Genomic DNA, 14,417 nt, shown 5'->3' on the forward strand with positions numbered 1-14,417 from the left:
TGAGGACAGGCTTTCATTCGGAGAACCATCATGGAAAACATTGCGCTTATTGGTATCGATCTGGGTAAGAACTCTTTCCATATTCATTGTCAGGATCATCGTGGGAAGGCCGTTTACCGTAAAAAATTCACCCGACCAAAGCTAATCGAATTTCTGGCGACATGCCCGGCAACAACCATCGCGATGGAAGCCTGTGGCGGTTCTCACTTTATGGCACGCAAGCTGGAAGAGTTAGGGCATTTTCCAAAGCTGATATCACCGCAATTTGTCCGCCCATTCGTTAAAAGCAACAAAAATGACTTCGTTGATGCTGAAGCTATCTGTGAAGCAGCATCACGTCCATCTATGCGTTTCGTGCAGCCCAGAACCGAATCTCAGCAGGCAATGCGAGCTCTGCATCGTGTCCGTGAATCCCTGGTTCAGGATAAGGTGAAAACAACTAATCAGATGCATGCTTTTCTGCTGGAATTTGGTATCAGCGTTCCGCGAGGTGCTGCCGTTATTAGTCGACTGAGTACCCTTCTTGAGGACAGTAGTTTGCCTCTTTATCTCAGCCAGTTACTGCTGAAATTACAACAGCATTATCACTATCTTGTTGAGCAGATTAAAGATCTGGAATCTCAGTTGAAACGAAAGTTGGACGAAGATGAGGTTGGACAGCGCTTGCTGAGTATTCCCTGCGTTGGAACGCTGACTGCCAGTACTATTTCAACTGAGATTGGCGACGGGAAGCAGTACGCCAGCAGCCGTGACTTTGCGGCGGCAACAGGGCTGGTACCCCGACAGTACAGCACGGGAGGTCGGACGACATTGTTAGGGATTAGCAAGCGGGGCAACAAAAAGATCCGAACTTTGTTGGTTCAGTGTGCCAGGGTATTCATACAAAAACTGGAACACCAGTCTGGCAAGTTGGCCGACTGGGTCAGGGAGTTGTTGTGTCGGAAAAGCAACTTTGTCGTCACCTGTGCTCTGGCAAACAAGCTGGCCAGAATAGCCTGGGCACTGACGGCGCGACAGCAAACTTACGAAGCATAAAGGCAGAAATACACCAGTTTAAACAATCATTCATCTGGTTTTGCGAATACTGATATTGATGATACTAACGGCCCACCGGCCTGTTGAGGAACCTGTAAAACGGAAAGGCTCATTGAAGCCGTATATTTTCTGGAGGTTCATCAGGCGCGGAACTCATCGAGGCGCGGGAATAAAATCCCATTCAGACGCCGGATAGATTCAAGCAAGCCAACTTGTCGTCAAAATCGGTGTTGCAAAAACGGGAGTGACCATAGATTCCGTTTTCTGAGGCGACCCCCACATAGAGACCTTCCCGGTCATTCACTTTGTAGAGTTTGTCCCTGGGCTTGAGATTGCGCAGCTTGGTATCGGTCAGCATGTACCTTGTCCTTCTTCGTCTCCGATACCCACTCTATTGTAAACAAGACATTTTTATCTTTTATATTCAATGGCTTATTTTCCTGCTAATTGGTAATACCATGAAAAATACCATGCTCAGAAAAGGCTTAACAATATTTTGAAAAATTGCCTACTGAGCGCTGCCGCACAGCTCCATAGGCCGCTTTCCTGGCTTTGCTTCCAGATGTATGCTATTCTGCTCCTGCAGCTAATGGAGCACCGCAAACAGGTTACTCGCCTGGGGATTCCCTTTCGACCCGAGCATCCGTATGAGACTCATGCTCGATTATTATTATTATAGAAGCCCCCATGAATAAATCGCTCATCATTTTCGGCATCGTCAACATAACCTCGGACAGTTTCTCCGATGGAGGCCGGTATCTGGCGCCAGACGCAGCCATTGCGCAGGCGCGTAAGCTGATGGCCGAGGGGGCAGATGTGATCGACCTCGGTCCGGCATCCAGCAATCCCGACGCCGCGCCTGTTTCGTCCGACACAGAAATCGCGCGTATCGCGCCGGTGCTGGACGCGCTCAAGGCAGATGGCATTCCCGTCTCGCTCGACAGTTATCAACCCGCGACGCAAGCCTATGCCTTGTCGCGTGGTGTGGCCTATCTCAATGATATTCGCGGTTTTCCAGACGCTGCGTTCTATCCGCAATTGGCGAAATCATCTGCCAAACTCGTCGTTATGCATTCGGTGCAAGACGGGCAGGCAGATCGGCGCGAGGCACCCGCTGGCGACATCATGGATCACATTGCGGCGTTCTTTGACGCGCGCATCGCGGCGCTGACGGGTGCCGGTATCAAACGCAACCGCCTTGTCCTTGATCCCGGCATGGGGTTTTTTCTGGGGGCTGCTCCCGAAACCTCGCTCTCGGTGCTGGCGCGGTTCGATGAATTGCGGCTGCGCTTCGATTTGCCGGTGCTTCTGTCTGTTTCGCGCAAATCCTTTCTGCGCGCGCTCACAGGCCGTGGTCCGGGGGATGTCGGGGCCGCGACACTCGCTGCAGAGCTTGCCGCCGCCGCAGGTGGAGCTGACTTCATCCGCACACACGAGCCGCGCCCCTTGCGCGACGGGCTGGCGGTATTGGCGGCGCTGAAAGAAACCGCAAGAATTCGTTAACTGCACATTCGGGATATTTCTCTATATTCGCGCTTCATCAGAAAACTGAAGGAACCTCCATTGAATCGAACTAATATTTTTTTTGGTGAATCGCATTCTGACTGGTTGCCTGTCAGAGGCGGAGAATCTGGTGATTTTGTTTTTCGACGTGGTGACGGGCATGCCTTCGCGAAAATCGCACCTGCTTCCCGCCGCGGTGAGCTCGCTGGAGAGCGTGACCGCCTCATTTGGCTCAAAGGTCGAGGTGTGGCTTGCCCCGAGGTCATCAACTGGCAGGAGGAACAGGAGGGTGCATGCTTGGTGATAACGGCAATTCCGGGAGTACCGGCGGCTGATCTGTCTGGAGCGGATTTGCTCAAAGCGTGGCCGTCAATGGGGCAGCAACTTGGCGCTGTTCACAGCCTATCGGTTGATCAATGTCCGTTTGAGCGCAGGCTGTCGCGAATGTTCGGACGCGCCGTTGATGTGGTGTCCCGCAATGCCGTCAATCCCGACTTCTTACCGGACGAGGACAAGAGTACGCCGCAGCTCGATCTTTTGGCTCGTGTCGAACGAGAGCTACCGGTGCGGCTCGACCAAGAGCGCACCGATATGGTTGTTTGCCATGGTGATCCCTGCATGCCGAACTTCATGGTGGACCCTAAAACTCTTCAATGCACGGGTCTGATCGACCTTGGGCGGCTCGGAACAGCAGATCGCTATGCCGATTTGGCACTCATGATTGCTAACGCCGAAGAGAACTGGGCAGCGCCAGATGAAGCAGAGCGCGCCTTCGCTGTCCTATTCAATGTATTGGGGATCGAAGCCCCCGACCGCGAACGCCTTGCCTTCTATCTGCGATTGGACCCTCTGACTTGGGGTTGATGTTCATGCCGCCTGTTTTTCCTGCTCATTGGCACGTTTCGCAACCTGTTCTCATTGCGGACACCTTTTCCAGCCTCGTTTGGAAAGTTTCATTGCCAGACGGGACTCCTGCAATCGTCAAGGGATTGAAACCTATAGAAGACATTGCTGATGAACTGCGCGGGGCCGACTATCTGGTATGGCGCAATGGGAGGGGAGCAGTCCGGTTGCTCGGTCGTGAGAACAATCTGATGTTGCTCGAATATGCCGGGGAGCGAATGCTCTCTCACATCGTTGCCGAGCACGGCGACTACCAGGCGACCGAAATTGCAGCGGAACTAATGGCGAAGCTGTATGCCGCATCTGAGGAACCCCTGCCTTCTGCCCTTCTCCCGATCCGGGATCGCTTTGCAGCTTTGTTTCAGCGGGCGCGCGATGATCAAAACGCAGGTTGTCAAACTGACTACGTCCACGCGGCGATTATAGCCGATCAAATGATGAGCAATGCCTCGGAACTGCGTGGGCTACATGGCGATCTGCATCATGAAAACATCATGTTCTCCAGTCGCGGCTGGCTGGTGATAGATCCCGTCGGTCTGGTCGGTGAAGTGGGCTTTGGCGCCGCCAATATGTTCTACGATCCGGCTGACAGAGACGACCTTTGTCTCGATCCTAGACGCATTGCACAGATGGCGGACGCATTCTCTCGTGCGCTGGACGTCGATCCGCGTCGCCTGCTCGACCAGGCGTACGCTTATGGGTGCCTTTCCGCAGCTTGGAACGCGGATGGAGAAGAGGAGCAACGCGATCTAGCTATCGCGGCCGCGATCAAGCAGGTGCGACAGACGTCATACTAGATATCAAGCGACTTCTCCTATCCCCTGGGAACACATCAATCTCACCGGAGAATATCGCTGGCCAAAGCCTTAGCGAATGGAAGGGACTTCCCCTGGATATGCACCTGATTAACTTTCGTGCAATCATGGGGTAAATATTGACCCAGAGAGATTCGTTATGACCATCACTACTGTCGGTATCGATCTTGCTAAAAATGTGTTTGCAGTTCACTGCGTTGACCAAAATGGTAAAGCAGTTCTGGTTAAACCCAAGGTGTCACGTGCAGCACTTCCTGAACTCATCGCAGGTTTACCTCCCTGTGTAATTGGAATGGAAGCCTGCTCGGGTGCCCACTATTGGGCAAGATTATTCAGGCAGTATGGCCATGATGTCCGGTTGATGGCCCCAAAATTTGTCTCACCCTATCGCATGGCGGGTAAGACCGGGAAAAATGATGCAGCTGATGCAATAGCTATTTGTGAGGCTGTGCAGCGGCCGCATATGCGCTTTGTACCCGTCAAAGACGAAAGTCAGCAGGCAATGCAGTGCTTGCATCGGACAAGGCAGGGATTTATCCAGGAAAGAACGGCAACGTATAACCGTCTTCGGGGTCTGGTATCCGAATTTGGGATTATCGCCCCACAAAGCACTGATGCTCTACGTCATATTGGGGTCGTCTCAGAAAACGGAATCTATGGTCACTCCCGTTTTTGCAACACCGATTTTGACGACAAGTTGGCTTGCTTGAATCTATCCGGCGTCTGAATGGGATTTTATTCCCGCGCCTTGATGAGTTCCGCGCCTGATGAACCTCCAGAAAATATACGGCTTCAATGAGCCTTTCCGTTTTACAGGTTCCTCAACAGGCCGGTGGGCCGTTAGTATCATCAATATCAGTATTCGCAAAACCAGATCAGTAATTCTTTAAACCGGTGTATTTCTGCCGTTATGCTACATAAGTTTGCTGTCGTGCCGTTAGGGCCCAGGCTATTCTGGCCAGCTTGTTTGCCAGAGCACAAGTGACGACAAAGTTGCTTTTCCGGCACAGTAAATCCCTGACCCAATCGGCCAATTTGCCAGACTGGTGTTCCAGTTTTTGTATGAATACCCTGGCACATTGAACCAACAAAGTTCGGATCTTTTTATTACCTCGCTTACTAATTCCCAGCAATGTCGTCCTACCTCCCGTGCTGTACTGCCGAGGTACAAGCCCTGTTGCCGCCGCAAAGTCACGGCTGCTGGCGTACTGCTTCCCGTCGCCAATCTCAGTTGAAATAGTACTCGCTGTCAGTGTTCCGACGCAGGGAATGCTCAGCAAGCGCTGTCCAACCTCATCTTCGTCCAACTTTCGTTTCAACTGGGATTCCAAATCTTTAATCTGCTCAACAAGATAGTGATAATGCTGTTGTAATTTCAGCAATAACTGGCTGAGGTAAAGAGGCAAACTATTATCCTCAAGAATGGTACTCAGTCGGCTAATAACGGCAGCTCCTCGGGGAACGCTAATGCCAAATTCCAGCAGAAAAGCATGCATTTGATTGGTTGTTTTTACCTTATCCTGAACCAGGGATTCACGGACACGATGCAGAGCCCGCATTGCCTGCTGAGATTCCGTTCTGGGCTGCACAAAACGCATAGACGGACGCGATGCAGCTTCACAAATAGCTTCGGCGTCGACAAAGTCGTTTTTATTGCTTTTAACGAACGGGCGGACAAATTGTGGTGATATCAGCTTTGGGGAATGCCCCAACTCTTCCAACTTGCGTGCCATAAAGTGAGAACCGCCACAGGCTTCCATTGCGATGGTTGTAGCGGGGCATGTCGCCAAAAATTCGATCAACTTTGGCCGGGTAAATTTTTTACGGTAAACAGCCTTCCCGCGACGATCCTGGCAATGAATATGGAAAGAGTTTTTACCCAGATCGATACCAATGAGCGCAATGTTTTCCATGATAGTTCTCCGAATGAAAGCCTGTCCTCAGCATAGTACCGGGAAGGAGGGAGTGACCATCTCATTAAATAAAGCACGCTAAGCCGGTGGCAGCGGTCGCAATGGCCTAAACTTCCCCGCACCGACTTTGGCGCTGCTGCGCCATAGGTAATCGCCGGTCAGGTTGATGTGCTCCCACCCCAGCGGCGACAGATATTGCAACAATGTGTCGTCCAGCGCCGTGCCGTTGCCACGCAAAGCACTGGTGGCACGCTCCAGATATACCGTGTTCCACAACACGATGGCCGCCGTCACCAGATTGAGGCCGCTGGCCCGGTAGCGCTGCTGCTCAAAACTGCGGTCGCGGATTTCACCCAATCGGTAGAAGAAGACCGCCCTGGCCAGCGCGTTGCGCGCCTCGCCCTTATTCAGCCCCGCATGGACGCGGCGGCGCAGCTCCACGCTTTGCAGCCAATCCAAAATGAACAGCGTGCGCTCGATGCGCCCCAGCTCGCGCAACGCCACGGCCAAGCCGTTCTGGCGCGGGTAGCTGCCGAGTTTGCGCAGCATCAGCGAAGCCGTTACCGTGCCTTGCTTGATGGAGGTGGCCAGCCGCAGAATTTCATCCCAATGGGCGCGTATTTGCTTGATGTTCAGCCTGTCGCTGCTAATCATCGGCTTGAGCGCGTCATAGGCGGCATCGCCCTTGGGGATGAATAGCTTGGTTTCGCCCAAGTCACGGATACGCGGCGCGAAGCGAAATCCCAGCAAATGCATCAAGCCAAACACGTGATCGGTGAAGCCTGCCGTGTCGGTGTAGTGTTCCTCGATGCGCAAGTCCGACTCGTGGTACAGCAGGCCATCAAGCACGTAAGTTGAATCACGAATGCCCACGTTGACCACCTTGGCACTGAAGGGCGCGTACTGGTCGGAGATATGGGTGTAGAAAGTCCGTCCTGGACTGCTTCCATACTTCGGGTTGATATGACCAGTGCTTTCTGCTTTGCTGCCGGTTCTGAAGTTCTGGCCGTCCGACGATGACGTGGTGCCGTCACCCCAGTTGCCGGCGAAGGGTTGCCGAAACTGCGCATTCACCAGCTCGGCCAGCGCCGTCGAATAGGTTTCATCGCGGATGTGCCAGGCTTGCAGCCAAGACAGCTTGGCGTAGGTGGTGCCAGGGCAGGACTCGGCCATTTTGGTCAGACCCAGGTTGATCGCGTCGGCCAGGATCGTCGTCAACAGCAAGGTTTTGTCCTTGGCCGTGTCGCTGGTCTTCAGGTGTGTGAAGTGGCGGGTGAAGCCCGTCCATTCATCGACCTCCATCAGCAACTCGGTGATTTTGAGGTGCGGCAGCAGCATAGCTGTCTGGTCGATCATGGCTTGCGCGGCGTCTGGTACTGCCGCGTCCAGCGGCGTGATCTTCAGGCCTGACGCGGTGGTGATGATGGCATCCGGTAAGTCGTTGGCCGCAGCCATGCGGTTGACTGTGGCGAGTTGCGCCTCCAACAATTCCAACCGGTCATGCAGGTATTGGTCGCAGTCGGTGGCCACTGCCAGCGGCAATTCGCTGGCCAGCTTCAAAGTGGCGAACTTCTCGACCGGCACCAGGTATTCGTCGAAGTCCTTGAACTGGCGAGAACCCTGCACCCAGACATCACCGGAGCGCAGCGCGTTCTTCAGCTCCGACAGGGCGCATAACTCGTAGTAACGCCGGTCGATGCCGTCGTCGGTCAGAACCAGCTTTGCCCAGCGCGGCTTGATGAATGCGGTTGGCGCATCGGCGGGCACCTTGCGCGCGCTGTCGCTGTTCATGCCGCGCAGCATGTCGATGGCATCGAGCACACCCTTGGCGGCGGGCGCAGCCCGCAATTTGAGCACGCCCAGGAACTGCGGCGCGTAGCGGCGTAGCGTGGCATAGCTTTCACCGATGTGGTGCAGGAAATCAAAGTCGGCAGGCCGCGCCAATGTTTGCGCTTCGGTGACGCTGGCGGCGAAGGTGTCCCAGGGCATAACGGCCTCGATGGCGGCGAACGGATCGCTGCCGCTTTGCTTGGCCTCAATCAACGCTTGACCGATGCGCCCATACATCCGCACCTTGTCGTTGATCGCCTTGCCGGAAGCCTGGAACTGCTGCTGATGCTTGTTCTTGGCCGCGTTGAACAGCTTGCCGATGATGCGATCGTGAAGGTCGATGATTTCATCGGTGACGGTGGCCATGCCTTCGATGGCCAGCGCTACCAGCGTGGCATAGCGTCGTTGCACCTCGAACTTTGCCAGATCAGCAGGCGTCATCTGGCCACCTTCACGAGCGATTTTGAGCAGGCGGTTCTGGTGAACCTGCCGCTCGATGCCTGCGGGCAGATCAAGTGCTTGCCAGGATTTCAGGCGCTCAATATGTTCGAGCATGTGGCGAGAGTTCGGTTTGGCAGGCGACTGGCGCAGCCATGCCAGCCACGTCACTTTACTGCCGTCCTTGCGCTTGAGAAGTTCGTCCAGGCGCTGACGGTGGGGTGATAACAAAGAATCGGTCAGCGCCGCGTAAATGCGTCGGTTGGCACGGGTGATGGCCTCGGCGCTTGCGCGCTCGATGGCATTCATGGCGGGCAGGATAATGCTCTGCCGCCGCAGATTCTCGACAAGTGCGCTCGCCAGCACGATGCCTTTGTCGGTCTGCAAGGCCAGCTCGGTCAATGTATGCACGGCTTGCCGATAGTGGCTCATGGTGAAGGGCTTGAACCCAAAAACCGTTTGCAGCTCGACCAAGTGCTCCCGCCGTGTCTGTTCGCGCTGGCCGTACTCGCTCCAACTTTCCACTGGCATCTTGAGTTGCGCGGCCACCATGCGCAACAGGGGCGGAAACGGAGGCTCATCGACGCCCAAAAAGGTGCCAGGGAATCGCAAGTAGCAAAGCTGCACAGCGAAGCCCAATCGATTCGCGGCGCCGCGACGCTGACGGATCACCGACAGGTCGGTTTCGTTGAACGTGTAGTGCCGTATCAGTTCGTCTTTGGCATCTGGCAGTGCCAGCAGGCTTTCGCGCTCGGTGGCGGACAGGATTGAGCGGCGTGGCATGGTCAGTCTTCCCGCAGGTACTGGTACAAGGTTTCGCGGCTGATGCCGAAGTCACGGGCCACCAAGGTTTTTTGGTCGCCTGCCGCAACTCGCCGTTTCAACTCGGCAATTTGTTCGCTGTTCAGCGATTTCTTTCGTCCCCGGTAGGCACCGCGCTGCTTGGCCAGCACGATTCCCTCGCGCTGACGTTCGCGGATCAGGGCGCGCTCGAACTCAGCGAAGGCTCCCATGACCGACAGCATCAGATTGGCCATCGGTGAGTCCTCGCCGGTGAACTTCAGCCCTTCTTTGACGAACTCCATGCGCACGCCCCGTTGTGTCAGCCCTTGGACGATGCGGCGCAGGTCATCAAGGTTGCGTGCCAGCCTGTCCATGCTATGCACCACCACGGTGTCGCCCTCGCGGACGAAGGCCAGCAGCCTTTCCAGCTCGGGACGCTGGGTGTCCTTGCCAGAAGCCTTGTCGGTGAACACCCGCGCCACCTGAACACCCTCCAATTGCCGTTCCGGGTTCTGGTCGAAGCTGCTGACGCGGACATAGCCGATGCGTTGACCTTGCAAGATGCCTCCAAAGGCAAAAGTGTCAGGATGAAATCTATTACCTTTGACGGAATATGTCAATCAATAGGAAATTTAACTCTATTCTGACATCGTTTGCACATGGCATCTGGCATCAAGTTAGGGTATGCCTCAATCTGACGGCTGCGAACCGCCAGGGACAGGCGCAATGTCAGATTCTGTCGCGGCCTTGGCGCGTGCCTGGAAGCGTTCATAGCAATCCAGCCCGCAGAAATGTTCGACGTATTCCGCGCCTTCCGGGGTGAAGGCGGCATCGAGCGGAATTTCTTTGCAGCATACGCAGCAGGTGGTGCAACTGGCAGTGTTCGGGGCGTTTGCGTTCATGGTGGTACTCCTCCAGATTGGTAGCGAAGCTCAAAGCTGCCCACTCTCGGCTGGCTGGGAAGCGGTCATGATCTTCCCTTGAAGGCCCGCAGCAGCCGCGTCACAGACAGGACAAACAAGCCGGTCAGCGTGAGGGCTGCAATACCCCAGTGCTCCCCGATGAACGCGCCGGCCGTCGTGCCGGCTAGCACAATGGCGAGAATCGGCAAATGGCAGGGACAGGTGAGCACGGCCAGCGCGCCCCACAAGTAGCCGGTGATCGGTTTGTGCGTCTCAGACGGCAAGTGCTCTGGGCTGTTCATGGCAGACTCTCCGCGTGCTGTGCCGGTTCGGTTGGCATGGCGGCCAGTTGCATTTCGAGGCTGGCCAGGGCCTCGCGCCGACGCTCGACGAGTTGCCGCAACACGGCAAGCTGCGCAGACGCACCGTCACCGTCCGCAGCATCCAGCGCCCGGCACAGCCGCGCCAGTGCGTCCAGGCCGATACCCGCTTCGAAGGCAGCCCGTACAAAGCGCAGCCGTTGCAACGCGGTGTCATCGAACAAGCCGTAGCCGCCCGTGGTGTACGCGACCGGCCGTAGCAATCCGCGCAGCAGGTAGTCGCGCACGATATGCACGCTCACCCCGGCATCAAGGGCCAGCCGGGACACTGTGTAGGCGCTCATTGAACACCTCCTTTTCCTCATCCGGCGCAGCACGAAAGCTGCTTCACGTCCTTGCTGAAGGTCTGCGCCGCGAGCTTCAGCCCTTCGACCATGGTCAGGTAGGGGAACAATTGGTCGGCCAGTTCCTGCACGGTCATACGGTTGCGAATGGCGAGCACCGCCGTCTGGATCAGTTCACCCGCTTCCGGGGCCACCGCTTGCACGCCGATGAGCCGTCCGCTACCTTCCTCGATGACCAGCTTGATGAAGCCGCGTGTGTCGAAGTTGGCAAGCGCACGCGGCACGTTGTCCAAGGTCAAGGTGCGACTGTCGGTCTCGATCCCGTCGTGATGTGCTTCCGCCTCGCTGTAGCCCACGGTGGCGACCTGCGGGTCGGTGAACACCACGGCCGGCATTGCGGTCAGGTCCAGGGCCGCATCGCCGCCAGTCATGTTGATCGCAGCACGGGTGCCGGCCGCTGCCGCCACATAGACGAACTGAGGCTGGTCGGTGCAGTCGCCAGCCGCATAAATGTGTGGCGTACTGGTGCGCATGCCCTTGTCGATGACGATGGCCCCCTGCGCATTGGCAGCGACTCCCGCCGCTTCCAATGCCAGGCTGCGCGTGTTCGGTGCCCTGCCAGTGGCGACCAGCAGCTGGTCGGCGCGTATTTCACCGTACCCGGTGGTCAGCACGAATTCGCCGTCCACATGCGCGACCTGGCTGGCTTGCGTGTATTCCAATACCTTGATCCCTTCGGCACGGAACGCGGCTGTAACGGCCTCGCCGATGGCCGGGTCTTCGCGGAAGAACAGCGTGCTGCGTGCCAGGATCGTCACTTTGCTGCCCAGCCGGGCAAAGGCTTGCGCCAGTTCCAGCGCCACCACAGACGAGCCGATCACGGCCAGGCGCTCGGGAATGGTGTCGCTGACCAGGGCCTCGGTGGAAGTCCAGTAGGGTGACTCTTTCAGGCCCGGAATCGGCGGCACGGCCGGGCTGGCACCCGTGGCGACCAGGCAGCGGTCGAACGCCACCACACGCTCGCCGCCATCGTTTAAACGGACGGCAAGGCTCTGGTCGTCCTTGAAACGCGCTTCACCATGCAGCACGGTGATGGCCGGGTTGCTGTCCAGGATGCCTTCGTACTTGGCGTGGCGCAGCTCATCGACGCGCGCCTGCTGCTGGGCCAGTAGTTTGCTGCGATCAATCGCAGGCACAGTCGCCGCGATGCCACTGTCGAATGGGCTTTCACGGCGCAAATGGGCGATATGGGCAGCGCGGATCATGATCTTGGACGGCACGCAGCCGACATTGACGCAAGTACCGCCGATGGTGCCGCGCTCGATCAGCGTGACGTTCGCACCTTGCTCGACGGCCTTCAGCGCCGCCGCCATCGCGGCTCCGCCGCTGCCAATAACGGCGACGTGCAGTCCGTCCCCATCACCACCAGCCTTGTCGCCACCGCCCAGCCATCCCAGCGCCTTGCCAAGCAGTCTGCCCCGCGCTGAAGTGGATGGGGCATCGGCGGGTGTGGCCTTGTAGCCGAGGCCGGCCACAGCGGCGGTCAGCGCCTCTGGCGAGGTGCCGGGATCGGTGGCGAGTTGCGCGGAGCCTTTCGGGTAGGACACGAGCGCCGACAGCACGCCCGGCACTTTCTCCAGGGCGTCCTTGACATGTGTCGCGCACGAGTCGCAGGTCATTCCGGTGATATTCAAATACATTGCATCGTTCCTTTTCGTTTCGGCAACTGCCAATGCAGTTAGCCGTGTTTGGGTGGTAGTTCGCAGCGGCGGTTGGCCGGTGAGAGCAGATCCCAGATCGACACCCCGATCATCAAGGCCAGACCGACATAGAGGAGGTTCGCCGTCCACCAATTGCCAAAAAACAAGAGCATGGCCGCCAGCACGATGGCTGGGCCGACCATCCCGAGCAGGCTGCGGTACCATTGCCGATGACTCAGCCAGCCCAGTGCATTCGCCAGCAAAGCCACGACTGCGAACAGCGGCAGCAGCTTGGAGATAAACAACCCTTCGTATTCCTGTAGAAAGCCAAGGCCGATGGCCGCGCCCAGGCTGGCGATAGCCGGGAAACAGGCAGCGCATCCCATCGCGGAAACAACGCTGCCAAGCGCGCCAGCCTTGTCGGCAATGCGTGTAATCAGTCCCATGATCGCCCCAGGTTCGGGTTCAGTGGCTCACTGCTTGACGCTGGACGGATAGCCCGCGTCTCCGGTTGCCTTGGTCAGCTTCTGCACGCTGGTCTTGGCATCATCGAACGTGACAACCGCTTCGCGTGTCTCGAAGGTCACGTCAATTTTGCTGACGCCTTCGACCTTGGAAATCGCCTTCTTGACGGTGATCGGGCAGGTGGAGCAGGTCATGCCCGGTACGGACAGCGTGACGGTCTGGGTGGCGGCCCACACGGGGGCAACAACGGCAGCGAGGGCGAGGGCGGCAAACAGTTTTTTCATGATGAACTCCTGTGATTAATAGAAAAATGGCATGACGTAGGGAAATCCGAGCGCGACCAGGACCAGCGCGGCCACGATCCAGAAAATGAGCTTGTAAGTAGCTCGCACTTGGGGAATCGCGCAGACCTCACCCGGTTTGCAGGCTTGCGCCGGGCGGTAGATGCGCCGCCAGGCGAAAAACAGCGCGACCAGCGCTGCGCCGATGAAGATCGGGCGATAGGGTTCCAGCACCGTCAGGTTGCCGATCCATGCCCCGCTGAACCCCAAGGCGATCAAAACCAGCGGCCCCAGGCAGCAGGCCGACGCAAGAATGGCGGCCAGCCCACCGGCGAAGAGCGCGCCGCGCCCGTTTTGTGGTTCAGACATACGCTTGTCCTTTCAAATTTGGTTTGGATAGCTTAAGCTTACTTCCGTAGTTATGTACGGAGTCAAGCGATATGCAAATTAATTTTGAGAATCTGACCATTGGCGTTTTTGCCAAGGCGGCCGGGGTCAATGTGGAGACCATCCGGTTCTACCAGCGCAAGGGCCTGCTGCCAGAGCCAGACAAGCCCTATGGCAGCATTCGCCGCTATGGCGAGGCGGATGTAACACGAGTGCGGTTCGTGAAATCGGCCCAGCGGCTGGGCTTTAGCCTGGACGAAATCGCCGAGCTACTGCGGCTGGAGGATGGCACCCATTGCGAGGAAGCCAGCGGCCTGGCCGAGCACAAGCTCAAGGATGTGCGCGAGAAGATGGCCGACTTGGCACGCATGGAGGCCGTGCTGTCTGAACTGGTGTGCGCCTGCCACGCGCGGAAAGGGAACGTTTCCTGCCCGCTGATTGCGTCACTGCAAGACGGAACGAAGCTCGCTGCATCGGCGCGGGGGAGTCACGGGGTGACTACGCCTTAGCGTGCTTTATTTTCCGAATTCTGAGACGACCCCAGGTAGCAGAGCTGCACCGCGAAGCCCAGCCGATTGGCCGGGCCGCGCCGCTGCCGGATGATGGAGAGGTCGCTTTCGCTGAACGTGTAGTGACGGATCAACTCATCCTTGGTGTCCGGCAACGCCAGCAGGCTTTCGCGCTCGGCGGCGGAGAGGATCGAACGGCGGGGCATGCGGTTTCCTTCTTCTTGAAAACGTAGGTTTGTGACAAGCCCGCCAAGGCAACCGGCGCGGCACGGGAATCAAGGCATTGCGA

General features: G+C 57.2%; 15 protein-coding genes and 3 pseudogenes. 6 read left to right on the plus strand and 12 right to left on the minus strand.

Annotation, left to right across the window (positions count from 1 at the left end; all coding sequences use genetic code 11):
- Nucleotides 1–30 precede the first annotated feature (30 nt).
- The gene (locus C2U53_RS02820) at nt 31–1,035 is read left to right on the plus strand and encodes an IS110-like element IS5075 family transposase (RefSeq protein ID WP_000427619.1); all 1,005 of its coding nucleotides are present in this window, start codon (nt 31–33) and stop codon (nt 1,033–1,035) included.
- A gap of 253 nt (nt 1,036–1,288) precedes the next feature.
- Here C2U53_RS02820 and C2U53_RS30235 read toward each other — a convergent pair.
- Nucleotides 1,289–1,393: pseudogene (locus tag C2U53_RS30235) on the minus strand (Arm DNA-binding domain-containing protein); the annotation flags it as partial.
- A gap of 329 nt (nt 1,394–1,722) precedes the next feature.
- Between C2U53_RS30235 and sul2 the strand changes: the two are divergent.
- The 4 genes and pseudogenes from sul2 to C2U53_RS02850 form a co-directional block, all read left to right on the plus strand.
- Complete coding sequence (gene sul2 / locus C2U53_RS02835; protein WP_001043260.1) at nt 1,723–2,538, plus strand: sulfonamide-resistant dihydropteroate synthase Sul2; 816 nt, start codon at nt 1,723–1,725, stop codon at nt 2,536–2,538.
- Nucleotides 2,539–2,598: 60 nt separating this feature from the next.
- Complete coding sequence (gene aph(3'')-Ib / locus C2U53_RS02840) at nt 2,599–3,402, plus strand: aminoglycoside O-phosphotransferase APH(3'')-Ib (protein ID WP_001082319.1); 804 nt, start codon at nt 2,599–2,601, stop codon at nt 3,400–3,402.
- Complete coding sequence (locus C2U53_RS02845) at nt 3,402–4,238, plus strand: aminoglycoside O-phosphotransferase APH(6)-Id (protein WP_000480968.1); 837 nt, start codon at nt 3,402–3,404, stop codon at nt 4,236–4,238. The genes aph(3'')-Ib and C2U53_RS02845 overlap by 1 nt, the downstream gene beginning before the upstream one ends.
- 157 nt (nt 4,239–4,395) lie before the next feature.
- A pseudogene (locus C2U53_RS02850) lies at nt 4,396–4,881 on the plus strand (IS110 family transposase); the annotation flags it as partial.
- 283 nt (nt 4,882–5,164) lie between these two features.
- On the opposite strand, the gene C2U53_RS02855 reads toward C2U53_RS02850, so the two are convergent.
- The 10 genes from C2U53_RS02855 to C2U53_RS02910 all read right to left on the minus strand — a co-directional run bounded on the left by C2U53_RS02855 (nt 5,165) and on the right by C2U53_RS02910 (nt 13,601).
- Nucleotides 5,165–6,169 carry an IS110-like element IS4321 family transposase gene (locus C2U53_RS02855; RefSeq protein WP_000427623.1) on the minus strand — a complete coding sequence of 335 codons (1,005 nt, stop codon included), beginning with the start codon at nt 6,167–6,169 and terminating at the stop codon, nt 5,165–5,167.
- Between the two features lie 78 nt (nt 6,170–6,247).
- Complete coding sequence (locus tag C2U53_RS02860; protein WP_001138073.1) at nt 6,248–9,220, minus strand: Tn3 family transposase; 2,973 nt, start codon at nt 9,218–9,220, stop codon at nt 6,248–6,250.
- A 2-nt stretch (nt 9,221–9,222) separates the two neighbouring features.
- On the minus strand, nt 9,223–9,780 hold the full coding sequence (locus C2U53_RS02865) for a recombinase family protein (RefSeq protein WP_001162012.1): 558 nt from the start codon (nt 9,778–9,780) through the stop codon (nt 9,223–9,225).
- A gap of 129 nt (nt 9,781–9,909) precedes the next feature.
- The gene (locus C2U53_RS02875) at nt 9,910–10,122 is read right to left on the minus strand and encodes a DUF3330 domain-containing protein (protein WP_000993245.1); all 213 of its coding nucleotides are present in this window, start codon (nt 10,120–10,122) and stop codon (nt 9,910–9,912) included.
- Nucleotides 10,123–10,187: 65 nt separating this feature from the next.
- The gene (gene merE, locus C2U53_RS02885) at nt 10,188–10,424 is read right to left on the minus strand and encodes a broad-spectrum mercury transporter MerE (RefSeq protein ID WP_001087807.1); all 237 of its coding nucleotides are present in this window, start codon (nt 10,422–10,424) and stop codon (nt 10,188–10,190) included.
- The gene (gene merD, locus C2U53_RS02890; protein ID WP_001277466.1) at nt 10,421–10,786 is read right to left on the minus strand and encodes a mercury resistance co-regulator MerD; all 366 of its coding nucleotides are present in this window, start codon (nt 10,784–10,786) and stop codon (nt 10,421–10,423) included. The genes merE and merD overlap by 4 nt, the downstream gene beginning before the upstream one ends.
- Before the next feature lie 17 nt (nt 10,787–10,803).
- Entirely contained in the window at nt 10,804–12,486 is a 1,683-nt protein-coding gene (gene merA, locus C2U53_RS02895) for a mercury(II) reductase (protein WP_000281123.1), read from the minus strand.
- Nucleotides 12,487–12,524: 38 nt separating this feature from the next.
- Entirely contained in the window at nt 12,525–12,932 is a 408-nt protein-coding gene (gene merC / locus C2U53_RS02900; protein ID WP_000522993.1) for an organomercurial transporter MerC, read from the minus strand.
- Nucleotides 12,933–12,959: 27 nt separating this feature from the next.
- The gene (gene merP / locus C2U53_RS02905) at nt 12,960–13,235 is read right to left on the minus strand and encodes a mercury resistance system periplasmic binding protein MerP (RefSeq protein WP_000732276.1); all 276 of its coding nucleotides are present in this window, start codon (nt 13,233–13,235) and stop codon (nt 12,960–12,962) included.
- Between the two features lie 15 nt (nt 13,236–13,250).
- Nucleotides 13,251–13,601, minus strand: coding sequence for a mercuric transport protein MerT (locus tag C2U53_RS02910; RefSeq protein ID WP_001294660.1), 351 nt, complete (start codon nt 13,599–13,601; stop codon nt 13,251–13,253).
- Between the two features lie 71 nt (nt 13,602–13,672).
- Here C2U53_RS02910 and merR point away from each other — a divergent pair, with 71 nt between their 5' ends.
- Complete coding sequence (merR, locus tag C2U53_RS02915; protein WP_001166628.1) at nt 13,673–14,128, plus strand: Hg(II)-responsive transcriptional regulator; 456 nt, start codon at nt 13,673–13,675, stop codon at nt 14,126–14,128.
- Between the two features lie 32 nt (nt 14,129–14,160).
- Here the strand turns inward: merR and C2U53_RS02920 are convergent.
- A pseudogene (locus C2U53_RS02920) lies at nt 14,161–14,334 on the minus strand (DUF4158 domain-containing protein); the annotation flags it as partial.
- Between the last annotated feature and the right edge of the window lie 83 nt (nt 14,335–14,417).

Source organism: Citrobacter sp. CFNIH10, assembly GCF_002934585.1.
Classification (GTDB): Bacteria; Pseudomonadota; Gammaproteobacteria; order Enterobacterales; family Enterobacteriaceae; genus Citrobacter_A; species Citrobacter_A amalonaticus.